Origin of the sequence: Tersicoccus sp. Bi-70, from assembly GCF_001968825.1 — a bacterium.
Lineage (GTDB): Bacteria > Actinomycetota > Actinomycetes > Actinomycetales > Micrococcaceae > Tersicoccus.
This window is the reverse complement of the sequence record NZ_MIEU01000010.1, coordinates 183,109-206,785: the sequence shown is the minus strand read 5'-3', so window position 1 is coordinate 206,785 and position 23,677 is coordinate 183,109. Positions and strand designations below refer to the sequence as shown.

33 protein-coding genes are annotated in these 23,677 nt (G+C 68.6%); all 33 read right to left on the bottom strand.

Annotated features, from left to right (window positions below; translation table 11 throughout):
- Positions 1-6: 6 nt before the first annotated feature.
- The 33 genes from BGP79_RS04920 to BGP79_RS04760 all read right to left on the bottom strand — a co-directional run bounded on the left by BGP79_RS04920 (position 7) and on the right by BGP79_RS04760 (position 23,628).
- Complete coding sequence (locus tag BGP79_RS04920) at positions 7-1,014, bottom strand: DNA-directed RNA polymerase subunit alpha (RefSeq protein WP_076693532.1); 1,008 nt, start codon at positions 1,012-1,014, stop codon at positions 7-9.
- A 160-nt stretch (positions 1,015-1,174) separates the two neighbouring features.
- Positions 1,175-1,576 carry a 30S ribosomal protein S11 gene (gene rpsK / locus BGP79_RS04915; RefSeq protein WP_076693531.1) on the bottom strand — a complete coding sequence of 134 codons (402 nt, stop codon included), beginning with the start codon at positions 1,574-1,576 and terminating at the stop codon, positions 1,175-1,177.
- 49 nt (positions 1,577-1,625) lie between these two features.
- A complete protein-coding gene (gene rpsM / locus BGP79_RS04910; protein WP_076693530.1) occupies positions 1,626-2,000 on the bottom strand; it encodes a 30S ribosomal protein S13 in 375 nt (124 codons plus the stop codon).
- 189 nt (positions 2,001-2,189) lie between these two features.
- A complete protein-coding gene (gene rpmJ, locus BGP79_RS04905; RefSeq protein ID WP_017833320.1) occupies positions 2,190-2,303 on the bottom strand; it encodes a 50S ribosomal protein L36 in 114 nt (37 codons plus the stop codon).
- A 15-nt stretch (positions 2,304-2,318) separates the two neighbouring features.
- Positions 2,319-2,540 carry a translation initiation factor IF-1 gene (gene infA / locus BGP79_RS04900; RefSeq protein ID WP_076693529.1) on the bottom strand — a complete coding sequence of 74 codons (222 nt, stop codon included), beginning with the start codon at positions 2,538-2,540 and terminating at the stop codon, positions 2,319-2,321.
- A gap of 255 nt (positions 2,541-2,795) precedes the next feature.
- Positions 2,796-3,623 carry a type I methionyl aminopeptidase gene (gene map / locus BGP79_RS04895; protein WP_304442059.1) on the bottom strand — a complete coding sequence of 276 codons (828 nt, stop codon included), beginning with the start codon at positions 3,621-3,623 and terminating at the stop codon, positions 2,796-2,798.
- 2 nt (positions 3,624-3,625) lie between these two features.
- The gene (locus BGP79_RS04890) at positions 3,626-4,201 is read right to left on the bottom strand and encodes an adenylate kinase (protein WP_076693834.1); all 576 of its coding nucleotides are present in this window, start codon (positions 4,199-4,201) and stop codon (positions 3,626-3,628) included.
- A 53-nt stretch (positions 4,202-4,254) separates the two neighbouring features.
- The gene (gene secY, locus BGP79_RS04885) at positions 4,255-5,565 is read right to left on the bottom strand and encodes a preprotein translocase subunit SecY (RefSeq protein ID WP_076693528.1); all 1,311 of its coding nucleotides are present in this window, start codon (positions 5,563-5,565) and stop codon (positions 4,255-4,257) included.
- A gap of 200 nt (positions 5,566-5,765) precedes the next feature.
- Positions 5,766-6,266: a 50S ribosomal protein L15 gene (rplO, locus tag BGP79_RS04880; protein ID WP_076693832.1), complete on the bottom strand. Its 501-nt coding sequence runs from the start codon at positions 6,264-6,266 to the stop codon at positions 5,766-5,768.
- 2 nt (positions 6,267-6,268) lie between these two features.
- On the bottom strand, positions 6,269-6,469 hold the full coding sequence (gene rpmD, locus BGP79_RS04875) for a 50S ribosomal protein L30 (RefSeq protein ID WP_076693527.1): 201 nt from the start codon (positions 6,467-6,469) through the stop codon (positions 6,269-6,271).
- A 2-nt stretch (positions 6,470-6,471) separates the two neighbouring features.
- Positions 6,472-7,206: a 30S ribosomal protein S5 gene (rpsE, locus tag BGP79_RS04870; protein WP_076693526.1), complete on the bottom strand. Its 735-nt coding sequence runs from the start codon at positions 7,204-7,206 to the stop codon at positions 6,472-6,474.
- Positions 7,203-7,586, bottom strand: coding sequence for a 50S ribosomal protein L18 (gene rplR, locus BGP79_RS04865; protein ID WP_369800158.1), 384 nt, complete (start codon positions 7,584-7,586; stop codon positions 7,203-7,205). The genes rpsE and rplR overlap by 4 nt, the downstream gene beginning before the upstream one ends.
- 2 nt (positions 7,587-7,588) lie before the next feature.
- Positions 7,589-8,125, bottom strand: coding sequence for a 50S ribosomal protein L6 (gene rplF / locus BGP79_RS04860; protein ID WP_076693525.1), 537 nt, complete (start codon positions 8,123-8,125; stop codon positions 7,589-7,591).
- Between the two features lie 30 nt (positions 8,126-8,155).
- Positions 8,156-8,554 (bottom strand): 30S ribosomal protein S8, encoded by a 399-nt coding sequence (gene rpsH, locus BGP79_RS04855; protein WP_076693524.1) that lies wholly within the window; start codon positions 8,552-8,554, stop codon positions 8,156-8,158.
- 61 nt (positions 8,555-8,615) lie between these two features.
- Complete coding sequence (gene rplE / locus BGP79_RS04850) at positions 8,616-9,194, bottom strand: 50S ribosomal protein L5 (RefSeq protein WP_143588321.1); 579 nt, start codon at positions 9,192-9,194, stop codon at positions 8,616-8,618.
- Between the two features lie 17 nt (positions 9,195-9,211).
- Positions 9,212-9,580: a 50S ribosomal protein L24 gene (gene rplX, locus BGP79_RS04845; protein ID WP_076693522.1), complete on the bottom strand. Its 369-nt coding sequence runs from the start codon at positions 9,578-9,580 to the stop codon at positions 9,212-9,214.
- 3 nt (positions 9,581-9,583) lie between these two features.
- Positions 9,584-9,952 (bottom strand): 50S ribosomal protein L14, encoded by a 369-nt coding sequence (rplN, locus tag BGP79_RS04840; RefSeq protein WP_076693521.1) that lies wholly within the window; start codon positions 9,950-9,952, stop codon positions 9,584-9,586.
- 210 nt (positions 9,953-10,162) lie between these two features.
- Positions 10,163-10,468 (bottom strand): 30S ribosomal protein S17, encoded by a 306-nt coding sequence (gene rpsQ / locus BGP79_RS04835; RefSeq protein WP_076693520.1) that lies wholly within the window; start codon positions 10,466-10,468, stop codon positions 10,163-10,165.
- Positions 10,465-10,803, bottom strand: a complete 339-nt coding sequence (gene rpmC / locus BGP79_RS04830; protein WP_076693519.1) for a 50S ribosomal protein L29 — start codon at positions 10,801-10,803, stop codon at positions 10,465-10,467. The genes rpsQ and rpmC overlap by 4 nt, the downstream gene beginning before the upstream one ends.
- A gap of 2 nt (positions 10,804-10,805) precedes the next feature.
- Positions 10,806-11,222 (bottom strand): 50S ribosomal protein L16, encoded by a 417-nt coding sequence (rplP, locus tag BGP79_RS04825; protein WP_076693518.1) that lies wholly within the window; start codon positions 11,220-11,222, stop codon positions 10,806-10,808.
- Complete coding sequence (gene rpsC / locus BGP79_RS04820) at positions 11,223-12,059, bottom strand: 30S ribosomal protein S3 (protein ID WP_076693517.1); 837 nt, start codon at positions 12,057-12,059, stop codon at positions 11,223-11,225.
- Positions 12,060-12,425: a 50S ribosomal protein L22 gene (gene rplV, locus BGP79_RS04815; protein ID WP_076693516.1), complete on the bottom strand. Its 366-nt coding sequence runs from the start codon at positions 12,423-12,425 to the stop codon at positions 12,060-12,062.
- 35 nt (positions 12,426-12,460) lie between these two features.
- Positions 12,461-12,742 carry a 30S ribosomal protein S19 gene (gene rpsS, locus BGP79_RS04810; protein WP_076693515.1) on the bottom strand — a complete coding sequence of 94 codons (282 nt, stop codon included), beginning with the start codon at positions 12,740-12,742 and terminating at the stop codon, positions 12,461-12,463.
- Between the two features lie 12 nt (positions 12,743-12,754).
- Positions 12,755-13,594, bottom strand: a complete 840-nt coding sequence (rplB, locus tag BGP79_RS04805) for a 50S ribosomal protein L2 (RefSeq protein ID WP_076693514.1) — start codon at positions 13,592-13,594, stop codon at positions 12,755-12,757.
- Positions 13,595-13,627: 33 nt separating this feature from the next.
- Positions 13,628-13,924: a 50S ribosomal protein L23 gene (gene rplW / locus BGP79_RS04800; protein ID WP_143588320.1), complete on the bottom strand. Its 297-nt coding sequence runs from the start codon at positions 13,922-13,924 to the stop codon at positions 13,628-13,630.
- A gap of 23 nt (positions 13,925-13,947) precedes the next feature.
- A complete protein-coding gene (gene rplD, locus BGP79_RS04795) occupies positions 13,948-14,580 on the bottom strand; it encodes a 50S ribosomal protein L4 (RefSeq protein ID WP_076693512.1) in 633 nt (210 codons plus the stop codon).
- Between the two features lie 6 nt (positions 14,581-14,586).
- A complete protein-coding gene (gene rplC, locus BGP79_RS04790; RefSeq protein WP_076693511.1) occupies positions 14,587-15,258 on the bottom strand; it encodes a 50S ribosomal protein L3 in 672 nt (223 codons plus the stop codon).
- Positions 15,259-15,271: 13 nt separating this feature from the next.
- Entirely contained in the window at positions 15,272-15,580 is a 309-nt protein-coding gene (rpsJ, locus tag BGP79_RS04785) for a 30S ribosomal protein S10 (protein WP_003803825.1), read from the bottom strand.
- Positions 15,581-16,133: 553 nt separating this feature from the next.
- Positions 16,134-17,324, bottom strand: coding sequence for an elongation factor Tu (tuf, locus tag BGP79_RS04780; protein WP_076693510.1), 1,191 nt, complete (start codon positions 17,322-17,324; stop codon positions 16,134-16,136).
- 128 nt (positions 17,325-17,452) lie between these two features.
- Complete coding sequence (gene fusA, locus BGP79_RS04775; RefSeq protein ID WP_304442058.1) at positions 17,453-19,570, bottom strand: elongation factor G; 2,118 nt, start codon at positions 19,568-19,570, stop codon at positions 17,453-17,455.
- Between the two features lie 71 nt (positions 19,571-19,641).
- Positions 19,642-20,112, bottom strand: coding sequence for a 30S ribosomal protein S7 (rpsG, locus tag BGP79_RS04770; RefSeq protein WP_076693827.1), 471 nt, complete (start codon positions 20,110-20,112; stop codon positions 19,642-19,644).
- The gene (gene rpsL, locus BGP79_RS04765) at positions 20,112-20,486 is read right to left on the bottom strand and encodes a 30S ribosomal protein S12 (protein WP_076693509.1); all 375 of its coding nucleotides are present in this window, start codon (positions 20,484-20,486) and stop codon (positions 20,112-20,114) included. Before rpsL ends, rpsG begins: the two co-directional genes overlap by 1 nt.
- A 340-nt stretch (positions 20,487-20,826) precedes the next feature.
- Complete coding sequence (locus BGP79_RS04760; RefSeq protein WP_076693508.1) at positions 20,827-23,628, bottom strand: AAA family ATPase; 2,802 nt, start codon at positions 23,626-23,628, stop codon at positions 20,827-20,829.
- Positions 23,629-23,677: the final 49 nt, after the last annotated feature.

Here is a 23,677-nt window from a genome sequence, read left to right as displayed (position 1 = left end):
GGCGGGTCAGAGTTCGTCGTCGCCGTACTCGGCGTCGTCCTCTTCGAGGGCGGCACGAGCGGCCAGGTCGAAGCCTGGGGGCGAGTCCTTCAGCGAGAGACCGAGCTCGAGGAGCTTGGCCTTGACCTCGTCGATGGACTTGGCGCCGAAGTTCCGGATGTCCATCAGGTCCGCCTCGGACCGGGCGACGAGCTCACCCACGCTGTGGATGCCCTCACGCTTGAGGCAGTTGTAGGACCGGACGGTCAGCTCCAGGTCCTCGATCGGCAGCGCCATGTCGGCGGCGAGGGCGGCGTCCGTCGGCGACGGGCCGATCTCGATGCCCTCGGCGGCGGTGTTCAGCTCGCGGGCGAGGCCGAACAGCTCCACCAGGGTGGTGCCGGCCGACGCGACGGCGTCGCGCGGGCTGATCGCCGGCTTGGTCTCGACGTCCACGACCAGGCTGTCGAAGTCGGTCCGCTGCTCGACGCGGGTGGCGTCGACGCGGAAGGTGACCTTCAGGACCGGCGAGTAGATCGAGTCGACCGGGATGCGGCCGATCTCGGCGTCGAAGGACTTGTTCTGCGAGGCCGAGACGTAGCCGCGGCCACGCTCGATGGTCAGCTCGACCTCGAACTTGCCCTTCTCGTTCAGCGTGGCGATGTGCAGGTCCGGGTTGTGGAACTCCACCCCGGCCGGCGGCGCGATGTCCGCGGCGGTGACGACGCCCGGGCCCTGCTTGCGCAGGTAGGCGACGACCGGCTCGTCGTGCTCCGAGGAGACCGAGAGCTGCTTGATGTTCAGGATGATCTCGGTGACGTCCTCCTTGACACCGGGGACCGTCGTGAACTCGTGCAGCACGCCGTCGATGCGGATGCTGGTGACGGCGGCACCGGGGATGGAGGACAGCAGGGTCCGGCGCAGGGAGTTACCGAGCGTGTAGCCGAAGCCGGGCTCGAGGGGCTCGATGGTGAAACGGGAGCGCGTCTCGGAGACGACTTCTTCCGTGAGAGTGGGGCGCTGTGCAATGAGCACTTCGGAGGTTTCCTTTCAGCGAGCGACCGCTATATGACGCAACACAGTGGTGGAATGACCGGGTCCGGCCACCCGACGGGCGTCGGCATCACGCCGAGGTCCCGGTGGTGGCACGACCGAGCGACCGGGCCCGCGGAGCGGACCCGGTCGCCGGGGATGATCAGACGCGGCGGCGCTTCGGCGGGCGGCAGCCGTTGTGGGCGCTCGGGGTGACGTCCTGGATGGTGCCGACCTCCAGGCCGGTCGCCTGCAGCGAGCGGATCGCGGTCTCACGACCGGAGCCCGGGCCCTTGACGAACACGTCGACCTTCTTGACACCGTGCTCCTGCGCGCGCTTGGCGGCCGACTCGGCGGCCATCTGCGCGGCGTAGGGGGTCGACTTCCGCGAACCCTTGAACCCGACCTCGCCGGCCGAGGCCCACGAGATGACGGCACCGGAGGGGTCGGTGATCGAGACGATGGTGTTGTTGAAGGTGCTCTTGATGTGCGCCTGGCCGAGCGTGATGTTCTTCTTGTCCTTGCGGCGCGGCTTGCGCACCGCCGAGCGGGTCTTCGGGGGCATGTCTACTCTCCTGGGATGGGATCTGCGTTCGCGAGAGGTCCGCTGAGAATCAGCGGGCCTTCTTCTTGCCGGCCACGGTGCGCTTCGGGCCCTTGCGGGTGCGCGCGTTCGTCTTCGTGCGCTGTCCGCGCACCGGCAGGCCACGGCGGTGCCGCAGGCCCTCGTAGCTGCCGATCTCGACCTTGCGGCGGATGTCGGCGGCCACCTCGCGGCGGAGATCGCCCTCGACGCGGAAGTTGCCCTCGATGTAGTCGCGCAGCTGCACCAGCTGATCGTCCGTCAGGTCCTTGACCCGGACGTCCGGGCTGATCCCGGTCTCGGCCAGGACCTGGTGCGCACGGGTGCGGCCCACGCCATAGATGTAGGTCAGCGCGATCTCGACCCGCTTCTCACGGGGAATGTCGACGCCAGCGAGACGTGCCATGTGGCGGTTCTCCTTGGTTCATCCGGAGGTCTGAGGCATCACCGTCCACGGTGTCTCGCCGTGGTCCCCGGCCTCCGGAGCCGGGGGTGTGCGGGCGGGGCCCGCGGTGGTGCCTGTCATGATCGGCGCCGGTGGCGCCGGGGTGGGTGCGGATGCACCCGGGAGCGGCCCAGGGCCTCCCGGAGGAGGTCAGCCCTGGCGCTGCTTGTGGCGTGGGTTCTCGCAGATCACCATGACCCGGCCGTTGCGGCGGATCACCTTGCACTTGTCGCAGATCGGCTTCACGCTCGGTTGGACCTTCATGTCTTTCCTTTGCGTTTACTTGTAGCGGTAGACGATGCGGCCGCGGGACAGGTCGTAGGGAGAGAGCTCCACCACCACCCGGTCCTCGGGGAGGATCCGGATGTAGTGCTGACGCATCTTCCCTGAGATGTGGGCGAGAACGAGGTGACCGTTGGACAACTCCACCCGGAAGGTGGCGTTGGGCAGCGCCTCGGTCACTGTGCCCTCGATCTCGATGACACCGTCTTTCTTGGCCATGAACTCCGCTATCGTTTTCTCGTCCGCCCCGGTCGAGGCGGTGGGACGTTCCCGGTTGCCCGAGGTTCTCCCGGACATGCGGTCGCCCGTGTCACTGTCGGAACGGGGAATGCAGGCCGCACGGAGGGCGCAGACAACCAACAGACAATCCTACGCGTCGATCGGCGCGAAGGGAAATCGGTGCGACCGACGCCGCGACCCGCTCGCGTGGGCGCGCACGTCGGGCCGGCATGCCGGGCCGGGCTCGCCGGCGCGTCAGGGGGCGACGGGCGTGATGCCGTAGGCCGCGAGGCGGGAGGCCCCGCCGTCCTCGGCGGTGAGGACCCAGATGCCGTCCTCGTGGCGGGCGACGGAATGCTCCCAGTGCGCGGCCCGGGCGCCGTCGACGGTGACGACGGTCCAGTCGTCCTCGAGCACCGCCGTCTCCAGTCCCCCGGCGACCAGCATGGGCTCGATGGCCAGGCACATCCCGGCTCGCGCCTTCGCCCCGCGGTCACGCGCCCGGTAGTTGAGCACGTCCGGCGGCTGGTGCATGGCGGTGCCGATGCCGTGGCCGACGTAGTCCTCGAGGATCCCGAACCGCTCCCCCGCGAGCTCGGTGACCCGGTCGTCGATCGCGGCACCGATGTCCCCCACCCGCGTGGCGGAGGCGAACGCGGCGACCCCGGCCCACATGGCCTCCTCGGTGACCCGTGAGAGCTCGACGTCGGCGGGGTTCGCGGCGCCCACGATCACGGTGCGGGCGCTGTCCCCGTGCCAGCCGTCGACGATCGCCCCGCCGTCGATGGAGACGATGTCGCCGTCGGCGAGCCGGTGCTCACCGGGGATGCCGTGCACGACCTGGTTGTTGACGGAGATGCACAGCGTGGCCGGGTAGCCGTGGTAGCCCAGGAAGTTCGACGTGGCGCCGGCGTCGCGGATCACCGCGGCCGCCGCGGCGTCGATCTCGGCCGTGGTCACACCGACCCCGGCCGTGGCGATCGCCGCGTCCAGGGCTGCGGACGTGACGCGTCCCGCCTCGACCATGCGGGCCATCTGCTCCCGGGACTTGTACTCGATGCCGTGCCGGGCGAAGGGCGACACCGTCAGGCCTGGCGCTCGACGACGCGGGCCATCGCGGTCATCACCCGGTCGGTCACCTCGTCGATCCCGCCGATGCCGTCGACGGCGACGAGGATGCCGCGGTCGGCGTAATCGTTGACGACCGCCGAGGTCTGCTGCGTGTACAGGTCGAGCCGGTGACGGATGACGGTCTCGTTGTCGTCCGTGCGGCCCTCCTCCGCGGCACGGCTGAGCAGCCGGCGCACCAGCTCCTCGTTGTCCGCGGTCAGCTGCAGGACGAGGTCCAGGGTCGCGTTGCCGGCGGCCAGGATGGCGTCCAGCTCCACGACCTGTGCCGTGGTGCGGGGGTAGCCGTCGAGCAGGAAGCCGCCCGCGACGTCCGGCTCGGCCAGCCGCTCGCGGACCATGTTGTTGGTCACCGAGTCCGGCACGAAGTCACCGGCGTCCATGTAGGACTTCGCCTCGATGCCGAGCGGGGTGCCGCCCTTGACGTTGGCCCGGAAGATGTCACCGGTGGAGATGGCGACGATGTCGAGCCGCTCGCTGATGCGGGCGGCCTGCGTGCCCTTGCCGGAGCCCGGCGGCCCGATGATCAGCATGCGCACACCCGCGGCCGCCAGGGAGTCCGTCTGTGCCTGTACGTCCGTCTGAGTCATCGCAGGAGCCCTTCGTAGTGTCGTTGCTGCAGTTGCGCGTCGATCTGTTTGACCGTCTCCAGCCCGACGCCGACGACGATGAGCAGCGACGTGCCACCGAACGGGAAGTTCTGGTTCGCTCCGAAGGCGACGAGAGCGATCAGCGGGATCAGGGCGACCAGCGCCAGGTAGATGGCGCCCGGCAGCGTGATGCGCGACAGCACGTACTGCAGGTACTGCTCGGTCGGCCGGCCGGCCCGGATGCCCGGGATGAACCCGCCGTACTTCTTCATGTTGTCGCTCACCTCGGTGGGGTTGAAGGTGATGGACACGTAGAAGTACGTGAAGAAGATGATCAGCAGGGCGTACAGCACCATGTACAGCGGGTGGTCGCCACGGGTCAGGTAGTTGTTGATCCACACGACCCACGCGGCCGGCTCCTGGCCCGCCTTCGGGGTGTTGAACTGGGCGAGCAGGCTCGGCAGGTACAGCATCGAGGACGCGAAGATCACGGGGATCACGCCGGCCATGTTGACCTTGATCGGGATGTACGTCGTCGTCCCACCCACGGTCCGCCGGCCCACCATCCGCTTCGCGTACTGCACGGGGATGCGGCGCTGGGACTGTTCGACGAAGACGACGGCGGCGACGACCACGAGGCCGAGCACCAGGACCAGCAGGAACGTGCCCCAGCCCTTGGTGGTGAGGATCGAGCCGAGCGAGCTCGGGAACCCGGCGGCGACGGACGTGAAGATGAGGATCGACATGCCGTTGCCGACGCCCCGCTCCGTCACCAGCTCGCCGAGCCACATGATCAGACCGGTACCGGCCGTGAGCGTGACGATGAGCAGGATGATCGTGATCGGGTCGTCGTTCGGGATCACCGGGTACGGGCAGTTGTTCAGCAGCGCGCCCGAGCGGGCGAGTGTGACGATCGTCGTCGCGTTCAGCACGCCGAGGCCGATGGTCAGGTACCGCGTGTACTGGGTGAGCCGCGCCTGCCCGGTCTGTCCCTCCTCCCACAGCGTCTGGAAGTAGGGGATCACGACGCGCAGCAACTGGATGATGATGCTCGCGGTGATGTACGGCATGATGCCGAGCGCGAAGATCGACACCTGCAGCAGCGCACCGCCGCTGAACAGGTTGACCAGCTGGTAGACGCCGCCCGAGGTGTTGCCGAGGGCGAGGCACTGCTGCACGTTGGCGTAGTCGACGCCCGGGGAGGGGATGTAGGCACCCGCCCGGTAGATGGCGATGGCCGCCAGCGTGAACAACAACTTGCGTCGCAGATCGGGCGTCCGGAACGCCCGTCCAAGTGCGCTGAGCAAGTGTCCTCCTGGAGAAGTCATGGGGTGGAAGCGGTGGCCACGGGCCACAGCTTGCCAGTGTATCGGTAGTGGTTCCGGTGACGACGCCGCCCCGGATGCGACGAACTCCCGGCCGATGGGAGACCCATCGACCGGGAGTTCGTCTCACGGACTGTCGGCGTGCTCCGACGGTCCCTTCGCGGGGGTCATGGACCGCCCGGTCAGAGCGCCGTGGTGGAGCCGCCGGCGGCGGCGATCTTCTCGACCGCGCTGGCCGAGAACGCGTTCGCGGTGATGTTCACCGCGACGCCGATCTCGCCCGAGCCGAGGACCTTCACCGGCTGGTTCTTGCGGACGGCGCCCTTGGCGACCAGCGCCGCGACGTCCACGGTGCCACCGGCCGGGAACAGCTCCGCGAGCTTGTCCAGGTTGACCACCTGGAACTCGACGCGGAACGGGTTCGTGAAGCCACGCAGCTTCGGCATCCGCATGTGCAGCGGGAGCTGACCGCCGGCGAAGCCCGGGCGGACCTGGTACCGGGCCTTCGTGCCCTTGGTACCGCGACCCGCGGTCTTGCCCTTGGAACCCTCACCGCGACCGACGCGGGTCTTGGTGGTCTTGGCGCCCGGGGCCGGCCGCAGGTGGTGGACCTTCAGCGCGTGGGTGGACCCGGTGACCTCGACGGTCTCGTTCGGGTTCGTGTTCTCAGTGTTGTCCGCGATGCTCACTTTGCCTCCTCGACCTTCACCAGGTGCGACACGGTGTGGATCATGCCCAGGGTCACGGCGTCCGCATCGCGCTCGACCGTGTGGCCGATGCGCTTGAGGCCGAGCGAACGCAGCGTGTCCCGCTGGTTCTGCTTGCCCCCGATGACGGACCGGATCTGGGTCACCTTCAGCTTGCCTTCGTACGACGGCGCAGCCATGGTCACGCACCTGCCTTCTGGATCGACCGCAGCAGCGGGGCGGGGACGACCTCGTCCATGGGCAGGCCACGGCGGGCCGCCACGGAGCGGGGCTCCTCGAGGCCCTTGAGCGCCTCCACCGTCGCGTGGACGATGTTGATGGCGTTCGAGGAACCGAGCGACTTGGAGAGCACGTCGTGGATACCGGCGCACTCGAGCACGGCGCGCACCGGACCACCGGCGATCACGCCGGTACCCGGGGTGGCCGGACGCAGCATGACGACGCCGGCAGCGGCCTCACCCTGCACGCGGTGCGGGATGGTGCGGTCCTCGATGCGGGGGACGCGGAAGAAGGACTTCTTCGCCTCCTCGACGCCCTTGGCGATCGCGGCCGGCACCTCCTTGGCCTTGCCGTAACCGACACCGACCATCCCGTTGCCGTCACCGACGACGACGAGAGCGGTGAAGGAGAACCGGCGGCCACCCTTGACGACCTTGGCGACGCGGTTGATGTTCACGACGCGCTCCAGGAACTTGTCCCGGTCGTCGTCGCGGCCACCACGGCCACCACGCCCGCCGTCACGGCCACCACGGCCACCGTCGCGGCCACCACGGCCACCACGCTCGCCCCGACCGCCGCGGTCACCACGGCCACTGCCGTCGGTGCGCGTGCTGTCTCCGGCGGTGCCGGCGTTGGCGGCCGGAGCCGCCTCTGCGTTGTTCACCACAGTGTCCTTCTCGTTGTTCTGCTCGCTCACAGTGCCAGCCCCTTCTCGCGGGCGCCCTCGGCGACCGCGGCCACACGGCCGTGGTACTTGTTGCCCGCGCGGTCGAACACGACGCTCGCCACACCGGCGGCCTGGGCGCGCTCGGCGACCAGTTCACCGACCCGACGGGCCTTGGCGGTCTTGTCGGCCCCGAGGGACCGGAGGTCGGCCTCGAGGGTCGACGCCGACGCGAGGGTGACCCCGCGGGTGTCGTCGACGACCTGGACGAAGACGTGACGGCTCGAGCGGGTGACGACCAGCCGGGGACGGACGGTCGTACCGCTGACGTGCTTGCGGCCACGGACCTGGCGGCGAGCACGGGCAGCGGCCTTGCTCCTGCCCTTGATGACGGAGATCCCGATGGGAGTCATGTTTACTTACCAGCCTTTCCGACCTTGCGGCGGATCTGCTCGCCTGCGTACCGGATGCCCTTGCCCTTGTAGGGGTCGGGACGGCGCAGTTTGCGGATGTTCGCAGCGACCTCGCCGACGCGCTGCTTGTCGATGCCGGTGACGGTGAGCCGGTTGGGGCCCTCCACCGTGAAGGTGATGCCGTCGGGGGCCTTGACCGGGACCGGGTGGGAGTACCCCAGCGCGAACTCGAGATCCGCACCCCGCGCCTGAACGCGGTAACCGGTGCCGACGATCTCGAGCTTCTTCTCGTAGCCGGCGGTGACGCCGACGATGAGGTTGTTGATCAGGGACCGCGTCAGGCCGTGCAGCGAGCGGGATTCCCGCTCGTCGTTCGGCCGGGAGACGGTCAGAGTGCCCTCGTCCAGCGCGACCTCGATGGGGCTGGCCACGGTGTGGCTCAGCTCGCCCTTCGGGCCCTTGACGCTGACCTGGCTGCCGTCGATGGTGACATCGACACCGGCGGGCACGGCGATCGGGAGACGTCCGATTCGTGACATGGTGCTTCGCTTCCTTTCGTGTGCCCGCGACTACCAGACGTAGGCGAGGACTTCCCCGCCGACGCCCTTCTTGGCAGCCTGCTTGTCGGTCAGCAGACCGGAGGAGGTGGACAGGATCGCGATGCCGAGACCGCCGAGCACGTGCGGCAGGTTCGTGGACTTCGCGTACACCCGGAGGCCGGGCTTGGAGATGCGACGCACACCGGCGATCGCGCGCTCACGGTTCGGACCGAACTTCAGCGCGATGGTGAGGTTCTTGCCCACGCGGGCGTCCTCCTCCGACCATTCGGCGATGTAGCCCTCGGCCTTGAGGATGTCGGCGACGCGGCCCTTGAGCTTGCTGTAGGGCATGGTCACCGAGTCGTGGTGAGCGGAGTTGGCGTTGCGCAGGCGCGTCAGCATGTCTGCGACTGGGTCTGTCATGGTCATTGGGCTGGTGCCCTTCCTCGACGTGGTTTCCGCACTCGTGCGGACCTGCGGCGTAGTGGTGTCAGTCGGTGGTGAAGGGGAAGCCCAGTGCGCGCAGCAGCGAGCGTCCCTCGTCGTCGGTGTTCGCCGTGGTCACCACGGTGATGTCCATGCCCCGCGTGCGATCGATCCGGTCCTGGTCGATCTCGTGGAACATGACCTGCTCGGTCAGGCCGAACGTGTAGTTGCCGTTGCCGTCGAACTGCTTCGGGCTCAGGCCGCGGAAGTCGCGGATACGGGGCAGCGCGAGGCTGACCAGGCGGTCCACGAACTCCCACATGCGGTCCCCGCGCAGCGTGGCGTGGGTACCGATCGGCATGCCCTCACGCAGCTTGAACTGCGCGATGGACTTGCGGGCCTTGGTGACCATCGGCTTCTGACCGGTGATCGCCGTCAGGTCGCGCACGGCGCCCTCGATCAGCTTCGAGTCCTTCGCCGCGTCGCCGACACCCATGTTCACGACGACCTTGACCAGGCCGGGAACCTGCATCGGGTTCGCGTAGGAGAACTCCTCCTGGAGCTTCCCGACGATCTCCGAGCGGTACTTCGCCTTCAGCCGCGGGGTGATCTTCTCTTCGGTGGCACCAGCGGTGCTGTTCATCTCTGTCGTCTCGCTCATCACAGGTCCTTACCGGAGGCCTTGGCCACGCGGATACGCACGGTGCGCTGCCGGCCGTCGCGCTCGACGGTGTCGATCCGGTAGCCCACGCGGGTCGGCTTCTTGGTCTCGGGGTCGACGACCGCCACGTTGGAGATGTGGATCGGCGCCTCGACGTGCTCGATGCCACCCGTGCGGGTGCCACGGTCGCTCTGCCCGGCCTTGGTGTGCTTCGTGACCCGGTTGATGCCCTCGACGAGCACCCGGTTGGTCTCGGGGAACACCTTCAGGACCTTGCCCTGCTTGCCCCGGTCACCGCCGCGAGCGGCGTTGGCGCCACTGATCACCTGGACCAGGTCGCCCTTCTTGATCTTGAACTTCTGAGCCATGGGTCAGAGCACCTCCGGCGCCAGCGAGATGATCTTCATGAAGCGCTTGTCGCGCAGCTCACGCCCGACGGGCCCGAAGATGCGGGTGCCGCGGGGGTCGCCGTCGTTCTTCAGGATCACTGCGGCGTTCTCGTCGAACTTGATGTAGGACCCGTCGGGACGACGGCGCTCCTTCTTGGTGCGGACGATGACGGCCTTGACGACGTCACCCTTCTTGACGTTGCCACCGGGGATCGCGTCCTTGACGGTGGCGACGATCACGTCACCGATGCCTGCGTAGCGACGTCCGGAACCACCGAGAACACGGATGGTGAGGATCTCCTTCGCCCCCGTGTTGTCGGCGACCTTCAGTCGCGACTCCTGCTGAATCACTGTGTACTCCTGTCGTCGTACCGGTTCTTCCGCACCCCTCGGCGATGCCGGCGAGGGAGGAAGCCTGGTCGAACGGATATGGACTGCGCGGGCCGTCCGGACCCGCGGGCCGGGCCGAAGCGGGGAATCACTCCCCCGCCACCGGCCCCGCGCCCCTGCCCCGCACCGCCGTCGCGCGAGGCGACGGCCGGAAAGAGGGGCAGAGAGAGTTTACTTGGCCTTCTCGACGATCTCGACCAGGCGCCACCGCTTGGAGGCGGACAGCGGCCGGGTCTCGCTGATCAGGACCAGGTCGCCGATGCCGGCGGTGTTCTGCTCGTCGTGCGCCTTGACCTTCGAGGTCCGGCGCAGCACCTTGCCGTACAGGGGGTGCTTGACGCGGTCCTCGACCTCGACGACGACGGTCTTGTCCATCTTGTCGGACACGACGTAGCCGCGGCGGGTCTTGCGGTCACCGCGGGACTTGGCGTCCGTGCCGCCGCCTGCGGCCGCGTTCTCGGTCACGTTCTCACTCACTTGGTCTCATCCTCGCTCGCTGCGGCGGGCTCGTCCGCCGGCGTCTCGTCGGCCTTCTTCGAACGCCGCGTGGCCTTCTTCTCGGGCTGCGCCGGCTCGGCTGCCTTGGCGACGGTCGGACGGATGCCCAGCTCGCGCTCACGCAGCAGCGTGTAGATGCGGGCGATGTCCCGCTTGACGGCCTTGAGCCGGCCGTGGTTCTCGAGCTGCCCGGTCGCGGACTGGAAGCGCAGGTTGAACAGCTCTTCCTTCGACTTGCGCAGTTCCTCGCCCAGCCGGTCGTTGTCCAGCTCGGCGAGCTGTTCGATGGCCAGGTCCTTGGTCCCCACTGCCATGTCTATTCACCACCTTCGCGACGCACGATGCGCGCCTTGCACGGGAGCTTGTGGATGGCCAGGCGCAGGGCCTCGCGCGCCACCTCGTCGGTGACACCGGAGAGCTCGAAGAGCACGCGTCCGGGCTTGACGTTGGCGATCCACCATTCGGGTGAGCCCTTGCCGGAACCCATGCGGGTCTCGGCGGGCTTCTTGGTCAGCGGGCGGTCCGGGTAGATGTTGATCCAGACCTTGCCGCCACGCTTGATGTGGCGGGTCATCGCGATACGAGCGGCTTCGATCTGCCGGTTCGTGACGTAGGCCGGGGTCAGCGCCTGGATGCCCCAGTCACCGAAGGTGACCTGGGTACCGCCGGTAGCCTGCCCGGAGCGACCCGGGTGGTGCTGCTTGCGGTATTTCACTCGGCGTGGGATCAGCATTTACTGCTCTCCTCCTTCAGCGGCGGGCGCGGTGGCGCCGGCCGGGGCGTTCTCGGTGGCCGCGGGGGCCTGGCCCTCGGGACGGTCACCACGACGGCGGCGGTCGCCGCCACCGGCGCGGCCACCACGGTCGCCGCGGTCTCCACGCTCGCCACGGCCACGCGACGGCGCGGCTGCGGCCTGAGCGGCGAGCTCCTTGGCGGTGATGTCGCCCTTGTAGATCCAGACCTTCACACCGATGCGGCCGAAGGTGGTCTTGGCCTCGAAGAAGCCGTAGTCGATGTTGGCGCGGAGCGTGTGCAGGGGCACGCGACCCTCGCGGTAGAACTCCGAACGGCTCATCTCGGCACCGCCGAGGCGGCCGGAGCACTGGATCCGGATGCCCTTGGCACCGGCCCGCTGCGCGGACTGCATGGCCTTCTTCATGGCACGGCGGAACGCGACGCGGGACGCGAGCTGCTCGGCGACGCCCTGCGCCACCAGCTGAGCCTCGATCTCGGGGTTCTTCACCTCGAGGATGTTCAGCTGCACCTGCTTGCCCGTGAGCTTCTCCAGCTCGCCACGGATCCGGTCCGCCTCGGCGCCGCGGCGGCCGATGACGATGCCCGGACGGGCGGTGTGGATGTCGACGCGGACACGGTCACGGGTGCGCTCGATCTCGACCTTGGCGATACCGGCGCGGTCCATGCCCTTGGACATGAGCTGACGGATCTTCACGTCCTCGCGGACGAAGTCCTTGTAGCGCTGGCCGGCCTTGGTGCTGTCGGCGTACCAGTGCGACACGTGGTCGGTGGTGATCCCGAGGCGGAAGCCGTGCGGGTTGACTTTCTGTCCCACTTAGCGGACCTCCTCGTTCTGGGGCGTGGTGACGACGACGGTGATGTGGCTCGTGCGCTTGTTGATGCGGTAGGCGCGGCCCTGGGCCCGCGGCTGGAACCGCTTCATCGTCGGGCCCTCGTCGACGAACGCCTCCGAGACGATCACGTCGTCCTCGTTGAAGGCGACACTGAGCTGGTCGGCCTTCACCCGGGCGTTGGCCAGCGCGGACGCGACCACCTTGTAGACCGGCTCGGACGCGTGCTGCGGGGCGAACTTCAGGATCGCCAGCGCCTCGTTCGCCTGCTTGCCACGAATCAGGTTGACGACGCGCCGGGCCTTCATCGGCGTGACGCGGATGTGCCGCGCGACTGCCTTGGCTTCCATTGCTTTCCTTCTCTCGTCTTGACGAAGAGCGGCGCCTAGCGGCGCTTGCCCTTCTTGTCGTCCTTCACGTGGCCGCGGAAGGTCCGGGTCGGAGCGAACTCACCGAGCTTGTGTCCGACCATGGACTCCGTGACGAACACCGGCACGTGCTTGCGCCCGTCGTGCACGGCGATCGTGTGACCGAGCATGTCGGGGATGATCATCGACCGGCGGGACCAGGTCTTGATGACGTTCTTCGTGCCCTTGTCGTTCTCGTTGGCGACCTTCACGAACAGGTGCTGGTCGACGAAGGGGCCCTTCTTCAGGCTGCGAGGCATGTTCCGCCGCTCCTATCGCTTGTTCTTGCCAGTACGGCGGCGACGCACAATCAGCTTGTCGCTGTCCTTGTTCCGACGGCGGGTGCGGCCCTCGGGCTTGCCATTGGGGTTGACGGGGTTACGACCACCGGAGGTCTTGCCCTCGCCACCACCGTGCGGGTGGTCGACCGGGTTCATGGCCACACCGCGCACCGTCGGGCGGATACCCCGCCACCGGTTGCGGCCGGCCTTGCCCCAGCTGATGTTCGACTGCTCGGCGTTGCCGACCTCGCCGACGGTCGCGCGGCAGCGCACGTCGACGTTGCGGATCTCACCGGACGGCAGCCGGAGCTGGCCGAAGCGGCCTTCCTTCGCCACCAGCTGCACGGACGCACCGGCCGAGCGGGCCAGCTTGGCCCCGCCGCCCGGACGCAGCTCGACGGCGTGGATCACGGTGCCGACGGGGATGTTGCGCAGCGGCAGGTTGTTGCCGGGCTTGATGTCGGCGCCGGCGCCGGACTCGACGAAGTCACCCTGCTTGAGGCGGTTCGGCGCGATGATGTAGCGCTTGGTGCCGTCCACGTAGTGCAGGAGGGCGATGCGCGCGGTGCGGTTCGGGTCGTACTCGATCTCCGCGACGCGGGCGTCGACGCCGTCCTTGTCGTGCCGGCGGAAGTCGATCAGCCGGTACTGGCGCTTGTGACCGCCGCCCTTGTGCCGGGTGGTGATCTTGCCGGTGTTGTTCCGGCCGCCCTTCTTGGGCAGCGGGCGGACCAGGGACTTCTCCGGAGTGCTCCGGGTGATCTCTGCGAAGTCGGCGACGGACGAGCCGCGTCGGCCCGGCGTCGTCGGCTTGTACTTACGGATAGCCATGGGTTCTCAGTTCCTCGCTAAAGTGGTCTCCGCTCAGCCGAGCGGACCGCCGAAGATGTCGATCGTCCCCTGCTTGAGGGTCACGATGGCGCGCTTGGTGCCCTTGCGCTGGCCCCAACCGAACTTGGTCCGCTTGCGCTTGCCCACGCGGTTGAGGGTGTTCACGGACTCGACCGAGACGGAGAAGATCTTCTCGATCGCGTTCTTGATCTCGGTCTTGTTCGACCGGGGGTCCACCAGGAAGGTGTACTTGCCCTCGTCGATCAGGCCGTAGCTCTTCTCCGACACGACCGGCGCGAGGATGATGTCCCGCGGGTCCTTGTGGTGGATGGCGCTGCTGGTGCTCTGCGTGCTCACTTGGCTTCCTCCTGCGACTTGCCGGCGGCAGCCACGAACGCCTCGTAGGCGGCCTGGGTGAAGACGACGTCGTCGGCGACCAGCACGTCGTAGGTGTTCAGCTGGTCGGCGTACAGCGCGTGCACGTTCGTCAGGTTGCGCACCGACAGGGCCGCCACGTCGTTGCCCCGCTCGAGGACGACGAGGACGGACTTGCGATCGGTGAGCTCACCGAGGACGGCCATGGCCGCCTTGGTGGACGCCGTGGTCCCCTCGACGAGGCTGCTGATCACGTGCACCCGGCCGTACCGGGCGCGATCGGACAGCGCACCGCGCAGGGCGGCGGCCTTCATCTTCTTGGGGGTCCGCTGCGAGTAGTCGCGCGGCGTCGGGCCGTGCACGACGCCACCACCGGTCATGTGCGGGGCGCGGACGGAGCCCTGACGAGCCCGGCCGGTGCCCTTCTGCTTGAACGGCTTGCGACCGGCACCGGCGACCTCGCCGCGGTTCTTGACCTTGTGCGTGCCCTGGCGGGCGGCGGCCAGCTGAGCCACGACCACCTGGTGCAGCAGCGGCACGTTGGTCTGGACGTCGAAGATCTCCGCCGGCAGGTCCACCGCGACGGTCTTCGCACTCTGTGTAGTAGCCATGGGTTGTTACGCTCCCTGAGTTTCGTTGGCCTTGACGGCGGAACGGACCAGGACGACCGAGCCGCGCGCGCCGGGGACGGCGCCCTTGAGCAGCAGCAGCGAGTTCTCGGCGTCGACGCCGTGCACGAGCAGGTTCAGCGTGGTCTGCCGGACGGCGCCCATGCGACCGGCCATCCGCAGGCCCTTGAACACGCGGCCGGGCGTCGAGGCCCCGCCGATGGAACCGGGCTTGCGGTGGTTCTTGTGAGCACCGTGCGAGGCGCCCACGCCGTGGAAGCCGTGGCGCTTCATGACGCCGGCGAAGCCCTTGCCCTTGGTGGTGCCGATGACGTCGACACGCTGGCCGGCGGCGAAGGTCTCCACGGAGAGCTCCTGGCCGAGCTGGTACTCGGCGGCGTCGGCGGTGCGCAGCTCGACGACGTGGCGGCGAGGGGTGACACCGGCCTTCGCGAAGTGACCGGCCAGGGGCTGGGTCACCTTGCGCGGGTCGATGGCGCCGAAGCCGATCTGGACGGCGTTGTAGCCGTCGCCCTGCGCGTCGCGCAGTGCGGTGATGACGTTCGAGTCAGCCTTGACGACGGTCACCGGCACGAGACGGTTGTTCTCGTCCCAGACCTGGGTCATACCGAGCTTGATGCCCAGCAGTCCCTTCACCTGGCGGGTGAGATGGTGTGTCATGTCGATGCGATCCTCAGAGTTTGATTTCGATGTTCACGTCGGCCGGCAGGTCGAGACGCATGAGCGAGTCGACGGCCTTCGGCGTGGGGTCGATGATGTCGATCAGACGCTTGTGGGTGCGCATCTCGAAGTGCTCGCGGCTGTCCTTGTACTTGTGCGGCGAACGGATCACGCAGTACACGTTCTTCTCGGTGGGCAGCGGGACGGGGCCCACCACCGTCGCACCGGCGCGCGTGACCGTCTCCACGATCTTCCGGGCTGAGACGTCGATGACCTCGTGGTCATAGGACTTCAGCCGAATGCGGATTTTCTGTCCCGCCATGGCGTCGCCACTCTCTTTCTTCACGTGCTCTCTGGTGGAAATGAATCCCTTGTCAGGTGTGCCGGCTCTCGCCTGCCCACCGCCGTCGCCTGAGCTGAATCCGGACCTGTCCGGGTTCCTCAACCCACCGCGGCTCCGACCCCCGCACTCGGGCGTGTCGCCTCGCCTGCGCAACACGATTCCCGGTTCTTCGTTGTGGGGGTGGTCGTGTCCGTGTCCTGCCGAGGGCCGCCGCGGTGGGCGACCTCTTCCCCACGCCGTCCGGCATCCGAGGATGCTCCGGCCGGGGCACTGTCCATGCGGAACCAGCGACGCCATCCGGCGAAGCACATGGCAGGGCACGTGAACAACTCACCCAGTCTGCCAGACGCACCGCTGCCCTGCAAATCGGCGGGGTGAGAGGCCGGTCACCCGGGGCGTGTTCCCCGCTCCCCGCCGGCCTGCGCACCCGGCTCCCCGACACGACGAAGGGCCCCGGCGCGATGCCGGGGCCCTTCGTCAGTGGTCCCGCCCGACCGGCACCCTCAGCGGGTGAGCGGCCGGACGGTCGGGATCACTTGTTGATCTTGGTGACGCGACCCGAGCCGACGGTGCGGCCACCCTCACGGATGGCGAAGCCGAGGCCCTCCTCCATGGCGATCGGCTGGATCAGCTCGACCGACATCTCGGTGTTGTCGCCCGGCATGACCATCTCGGTGCCCTCGGGCAGCGTGATGACGCCGGTGACGTCGGTGGTCCGGAAGTAGAACTGCGGACGGTAGTTCGAGTAGAACGGGTTGTGACGCCCACCCTCGTCCTTGGACAGGATGTAGACGTTCGCCTCGAAGTTGGTGTGCGGGGTGATCGAACCCGGCTTCACCACGACCTGGCCACGCTCGACATCGTCGCGCTTGAGGCCACGGAGCAGCAGGCCACAGTTCTCGCCGGCCCACGCCTCGTCGAGCTGCTTGTGGAACATCTCGATACCGGTCACCGTGGTCTTCTGGACCGGGCGGATGCCGACGATCTCGACCTCGGAGTTGATCGCGAGGGTGCCGCGCTCGGCGCGACCCGTCACGACGGTACCGCGACCGGTGATCGTGAAGACGTCCTCGATCGGCATCAGGAACGGCTTGTCCTTGTCACGGACCGGATCCGGGATGTAGGTGTCCACGGCCTCCATGAGGTCCTCGACGGACTTGACCCACTCCGCGTCGCCCTCGAGGGCCTTCAGACCGGAGGTGCGGATGACGGGCGCGTTGTCGCCGTCGAACTCCTGGGAGGAGAGCAGCTCGCGCACCTCCATCTCGACCAGGTCCAGCAGTTCCTCGTCGTCGACCATGTCCGACTTGTTCAGCGCGACCAGCAGTGCCGGCACGCCGACCTGGCGGGCCAGGAGCACGTGCTCGCGGGTCTGCGCCATCGGGCCGTCGGTCGCCGCGACCACGAGGATCGCGCCGTCCATCTGAGCCGCACCGGTGATCATGTTCTTGATGTAGTCGGCGTGACCCGGAGCATCGACGTGAGCGTAGTGACGCTTCTCCGTCTGGTACTCCACGTGGGAGATGTTGATGGTGATGCCGCGCTGCTTCTCTTCGGGAGCAGAGTCGATGGACGAGAAGTCACGCTGCTCGTTCAGAGACGGGTACTTGTCAGCAAGCACCTTCGAGATGGCAGCGGTCAACGTGGTCTTACCGTGGTCGACGTGACCGATGGTACCGATGTTGACGTGCGGCTTAGTCCGCTCGAACTTTGCCTTCGCCACGGGGTTCCTCCTAGAACGTTAGTGGTGTAGAGAAGTCGCTTCCAGCTCGCGAAGGGTGCCGCTGCTGAAACCCGACCAAGTCTACTGGGGGCTGGTTGATTGGGGAAATCAGCTTCCCCGACCCGCGACTACTCGCCGCGGGTCTTCTGGATGATCTCTTCGGCCACGTTCTTCGGGACCTCCGAGTAGCTGTCGAACTGCATCGAGTACACCGCGCGGCCCTGGGTACGGGAGCGCAGGTCACCGATGTAGCCGAACATCTCGGACAGCGGCACGTTGGCACGCACCACCTTCACACCGCTGGCATCCTCCATGGACTGGATCTGCCCGCGCCGCGAGTTCAGGTCGCCGATGACGTCGCCCATGTACTCCTCCGGCGTGCGCACCTCGACCGCCATGAGCGGCTCGAGGAGCACCGGGTTGGCGCGCCGGGCGCCTTCCTTGAACACCATCGAACCGGCGATCTTGAACGCCATCTCCGAGGAGTCGACGTCGTGGTAGGCGCCGTCGAGCAGGGTCGCCTTCACGCCCACGAGCGGGTAACCGGCCAGCACGCCGAACTGCATGGCGTCCTGGATGCCCGCGTCCACCGAGGGGATGTACTCGCGGGGGATGCGGCCACCGGTGACCTTGTTCTCGAACTCGTAGAAGGTGCCGTCCGAGGTGTCGAGCGGCTCGAAGGACATCTGCACCTTCGCGAACTGCCCGGAACCACCGGTCTGCTTCTTGTGCGTGTAGTCGATCTTCTCGACCTTGCGCTTGATGGTCTCCCGGTAGGCGACCTGCGGCTTGCCGACGTTCGCCTCGACGCGGAACTCGCGACGCATGCGGTCCACCAGGATGTCCAGGTGGAGCTCGCCCATGCCGCCGATCTCGGTCTGGCCGGTCTCCTCGTTGAGCGAGACCGTGAACGTCGGGTCCTCGGCCGAGAGCTTCTGGATGGCCGTGGAGAGCTTCTCCTGGTCACCCTTCGTCTTCGGCTCGATGGCCACGAAGATGACCGGCTCGGGGAAGGACATCGACTCGAGCACGATCGGCTGGTTCGGATCGCACAGGGTGTCACCCGTGGTGGTGTCCTTCAGCCCGACGACCGCGTAGATGTGCCCGGCGTAGACCTCGTCGACCGGGTTCTCCTTGTTGGCGTGCATCTGGAAGAGCTTCCCGATGCGCTCCTTCTTGCTCTTGGTCGAGTTGAGCACCTGCGAGCCGGCGGCCACCTTGCCCGAGTACACCCGGACGAAGGTGAGCTGACCGAAGAACGGGTGCGAGGCGACCTTGAACGCGAGCGCCGAGAACGGCTCGTCGCGGGACGGCTTGCGGGAGAGCTCGGTCTCCTCGTTCTTCGGGTCGTGGCCGATCATCGGCGGCACGTCGATCGGGGACGGCAGGTAGTCGATGACCGCGTCCAGCATCGGCTGCACGCCACGGTTCTTGAACGCAGAACCGCAGAGCACGGGGTAGATGCGGGAGTTGACGGTCAGCTCGCGGATACCGGCCTTGAGCTCCTCGATGGACAGCTCTTCGCCCTCGAGGTACTTCTCCATCAGCTCGTCGGACGCCTCGGCGACGGCCTCGACGAGATCCGCCCGGTACTGCTCGGCCCGCTCGCGCAGGTCCTCGGGGATCTCCTGGGTCTCGTAGTGCGCACCCATGGTCACGTCGCCCTTGGCGTCGCCCGGCCACACGAGGGCCTTCATGGTCAGCAGGTCGACGACGCCGACGAAGTCGTTCTCGGAGCCGATCGGCAGCTGCAGCACCAGGGGCTTCGCGCCGAGCCGGTTGACGATGGTGTCGACGGTGAAGTAGAAGTCCGCACCGAGCTTGTCCATCTTGTTGACGAAGCAGATGCGCGGGACGTCGTACTTGTCCGCCTGGCGCCACACGGTCTCCGACTGGGGCTCCACGCCCTCCTTGCCGTCGAACACCGCGACGGCGCCGTCGAGCACGCGCAGGGAGCGCTCCACCTCGACGGTGAAGTCCACGTGGCCGGGCGTGTCGATGATGTTGATCTGGTTGTTGTCCCAGAAGCAGGTCACCGCGGCGGAGGTGATGGTGATGCCGCGTTCCTTCTCCTGCTCCATCCAGTCGGTCGTCGAGGCGCCGTCGTGGGTCTCGCCGATCTTGTGGTTCACACCCGTGTAGAAGAGGATGCGCTCCGTGGTGGTGGTCTTACCGGCATCGATGTGGGCCATGATGCCGATGTTGCGAACCTTGGTGAGGTCGGTGAGCACGTCCTGTGCTGCCACGTGATTGCCTTTCGTTGCGGCTTTGACTTCGGTTCGCCGGGCCCGGGACGGGCCCGGCGAGATGCCGGTGCCTACCAGCGGTAGTGCGCGAAGGCCTTGTTCGACTCGGCCATCTTGTGGGTGTCCTCGCGGCGCTTGACCGCGGCACCTAGGCCGTTCGAGGCGTCGAGGATCTCGTTCTGCAGACGCTCGGTCATCGTCTTCTCGCGGCGCGCCTTGGCGTAGCCGACGAGCCAGCGCAGGGCCAGGGCGGTCGCGCGACCGGCCTTGACCTCGACGGGCACCTGGTAGGTGGCACCGCCGACGCGGCGGGACTTGACCTCGAGGGTCGGCCGGACGTTGTCCATGGCCTTCTTCAGGGTGGCGACGGGGTCCTGGCCGGACTTCGTCTGCGCGCCACCGAGGGCACCGTAGACGATCCGCTCGGCGGTGGACTTCTTGCCGTCGACCAGCACCTTGTTGATCAGCTGGGTGACCAGCGGGGAGCTGTAGATCGGGTCGTTGACGAGCGGCCGCTTGGGGGCCGGGCCCTTGCGAGGCATTACTTCTTCTCCTTCTTCGCGCCGTAACGGCTCCGGGCCTGCTGGCGGTTCTTGACACCCTGGGTGTCCAGGGCGCCGCGGACGATCTTGTAGCGCACGCCCGGCAGGTCCTTCACGCGACCGCCGCGCACCAGCACGATGGAGTGCTCCTGCAGGTTGTGGCCCACACCGGGGATGTACGCGGTGACCTCGACGCCGCCGTTGAGCTTGACGCGTGCGACCTTCCGCAGCGCCGAGTTCGGCTTCTTCGGGGTGGTCGTGTACACACGGGTGCACACGCCACGCTTCATCGGGTTGCCCCTGAGGGCGGGCGCCTTGGTCTTGGCGATCTTGGGTGAGCGGCCCTTGCGGACCAACTGCTGGATCGTAGGCACTACATATTCTCCGTTTGATCTCGGGATCAGGACTGGTGGATCACATCTGTCTGCCTGACGCCCCGGCTACTCGACGGGGAAGCGCGGAGCTTCGAACCCGGATCGGGAGCGTGGTCACGGTGCAGACACCGACTATCAAGAATACTCCCGCGGCGCAGGCCGAGTCAAAACTTGTGGGCAGGAGCAAGCGATGGCATTCGTACACAAGACGCGTGCACCAGGAACGAATCCACTGCCACTTGACAACGGGATCGAGTCTAGCAGACCCGGGTCGGCGGCCGGTCGCGCTCTCCGCCTCGTTCCCTCACCCGGTCGCCGGTCCGGTCTCCGGGCGCGAGGGTCACGCCCCGTCGACGTCGTCGGTCTCGTCGCCGGTGCCGGCGCCCGTGCCTCCCTGCAACCGGACCAGCAGTTCGGCACGGGATCGCACCTGCGCCTTCCGGTACACACGGGTGAGGTAGCCCTCCACCGTCTTCTCGCTGAGGTGCAGCCGTTCGGCGATGGTCGCGGTGGTGGCACCGGTGAGCACCTCGTCGGCGATCTGCGACTCCCGCACGGTGAGGGTGAACCGGTCGCGGGGGTCGGCGGTCCCGCAGGCCTCGGCGGCGCGGTCCCGCAGGCCGACGGCGAGCTCCCGCCAGCACACCGCCTGCAGCGAGCCGAAGGTGTCCGCGGCCCGAGCGGCGAAATCGTGCACGGTCCGCGCCGTCACCGGCGAGCGCAGTCCCCCGGCCGCCGCCCGGGTCGCGACGAGCAGGGTGAGGAACGCGTTGATCCAGGCGTTCTCCGGGGCGGCGCCCTCTTCCAGCGCGGTCTCGGCGACCTCCGCCAGCTCGTCCGGTTCGCAGGCGATCACGCGGCAGCGCACCCGCAGCCCCGCGATCAGGGGGTGGGCCGGCTCGCCCTCCCCCAGCTCGTCGAGGACCGACCGCGCGAGGCGCTGGGCCGGGGCCGGCCGACCGGCGTGGAGCTGGGACTCGGCCAGGTCCGTCGCCACGCTCAGGGCGAGGGGCCCGCGGACTCCCCGGCCCCGCACCGCCCGGTGCAGGATGTCCAGTCTCTTCGCGGCGTCCGCGGCGCGGCCCCGGCTCACCAGGTCGGCCGCCCGCAGCTGCTCCAGCAGGACCCGCATCAACGCGGGCGGATCCGGCGGCACCCGCTCGACGGCCACGCCGAACGGTGTCCCGCCGTAGACCATGGCCCGGGCGGCGACCATGGCGGCCAGGGCGTCACTGAGCCGGCCCGAGTAGATCGGTGACATCTCGGCCGCCTCCACCGCACGGCGCAGAGAGAGGGTCAGGTCCCCCTTCTCGACGTCGATCCAGCCCTCGCTCGCACTCAGCCACGGCAGGGCCGCCAGCCCACCGGTCCGCTCGGCGGTGCGGCGCCCGTGCGCGAGCGCGCTGCGCGCGCCCTCCAGGTCCTGCACGAGCAGCAGGAGCAGGCCCGACGCGAGGCTGTACTGCACGTCCTCGTGCGCGGGCACCGACCGGCGCACCTCGTCCAGGTCGGCGCGGGTCAGCTCCCCCGTGAGGAAGCGGAGCATGCCGCGCGCCACCGGCACGAGCGCCGCCACGGGGTGGGCGGCCTGCTCGGGGGTCAGGCCGTCGAGCCGCGCCATCGCCGCGGGCGCGTCGTGCGCCTGCAGCTGGAGCAGCATCAGCTGCGCGCGCACCGCGGCGTGCAGGGCGGCGAGCGACTCCGGGACCGGGCCCGGCTGCGGCGGCTCCTGCCCGTCCCACGAGTGGATGAGCGCCCGGTAGAGACCGATCTCCTCGCGCAGGGCGACGGTGTCCGCCTCGCGCATCGCCTCCTGCAGCAGCTCGCCGACGCGGGTGGAGACGTGGGTCGCGTTGACCGCCGCGTTCAGCAGCAGGCCGGCTCGCGCGTTCCGGTCGGTGTTCAGTTCCGCGGCCTGCTCGAACGAGCGGCTCGCGCTGGCCCGGTCCTGCCGGCGGACGCACTCGTGCGCGTGCGCGGCCAGCGCCGCGCTCAGATCGTCGTCGGGACCGGCGGCGGCGGCCACCCGCTGCCACAGCGCGGCGTCGTGCCAGCCCTGGGCGGTCAGCGCGCGGGCCAGGTCCGCGTGCGCGTGCCGGACCTCGTCGGCGTCGGCCATCGCGAGCACGGCCTGACGGATCAGCGGGTGCCGCACGTCGATGGCCTGGGCTCCGGCGCGCACCAGGTCGTGGGCGACCAGGGCGTCCACCGCCGACCGCGCGAGGGTCGCGTCGACGCCGCGCGGATCCGGGGCGGTGCCGTCGTCGGCGGCGAGCGCACCGGCCAGCATCTCGAGGGTGAGCCGCTGCTCGCACGCGATCAGCACGGCCGCACGGCGCTCGGTCGCCGACAGGGCGGCGAACTGCTGCGAGTAGGCCCGCACCAGGCGGGCCGTGGCCGCGCTCGGCATCCGGGTCCGCTCGCTGAGGACGAAGTCGGTGACCTCCGGGGACCGCGCCGACTCGAGGATGGCCAGCGGATTGCCCGCCGTCGCGTGCACGAGCTGCGTGAGGATGTCGTGGCCGATGGTCAGGCCGTGCTGGGCGAGCATGGCCCGGGCCTCGTCGACGGAGAGCCCCTCGACGCGGATCTGCTCGAACTCGGTGTCGAGCTGCCGGCCGTCGTCGATCGCGACGAAGGCGGCGATGCGGTCGTTCTGCGCCTGGTTGCCGACGAAGCCGAGGACGGCGAGACTGCCGTCGTCCAGGTGCTGGGCATCGTCGATCAGCAGGAGCAGCGGACGGTCCCGCGCGGCGATCCGCATCAGGTCCACGACGCCGGTCGCGAGCGCGATCTCCCCGAGCACGGGCGGCCCGAGGGCGAGGGCACCCTCGACGGCGGCGCGGCGCGGCGGGCTCAACTGGTCCAGGTACGGCGTCAACGGGCCGAGCAGGACGGAGAGCGCGCCGAGCGGGACGGTGGACAACCGGGAGGAGGCCCGGAGCCACACCACACGGAAGTCGGAGGAGACGCTGCCGATCTGCTCGAGCAGGGCCGTCTTGCCGACCCCGGGCACGCCCTGCAGCACCGCCGCGCTGGCCCGGGACCGGCGGGCGTCGTTGACGAGCCGCTGCAGGCGGGCCAGTTCGCGTGCCCGGCCCACCAGCGTCACGGCGGCGTCAGCGTCCACCGGCCCGGTCATGCAGCCATCGTGGCACCGGCCCGACTGCACGGCAACTCGGAGTCAGCTG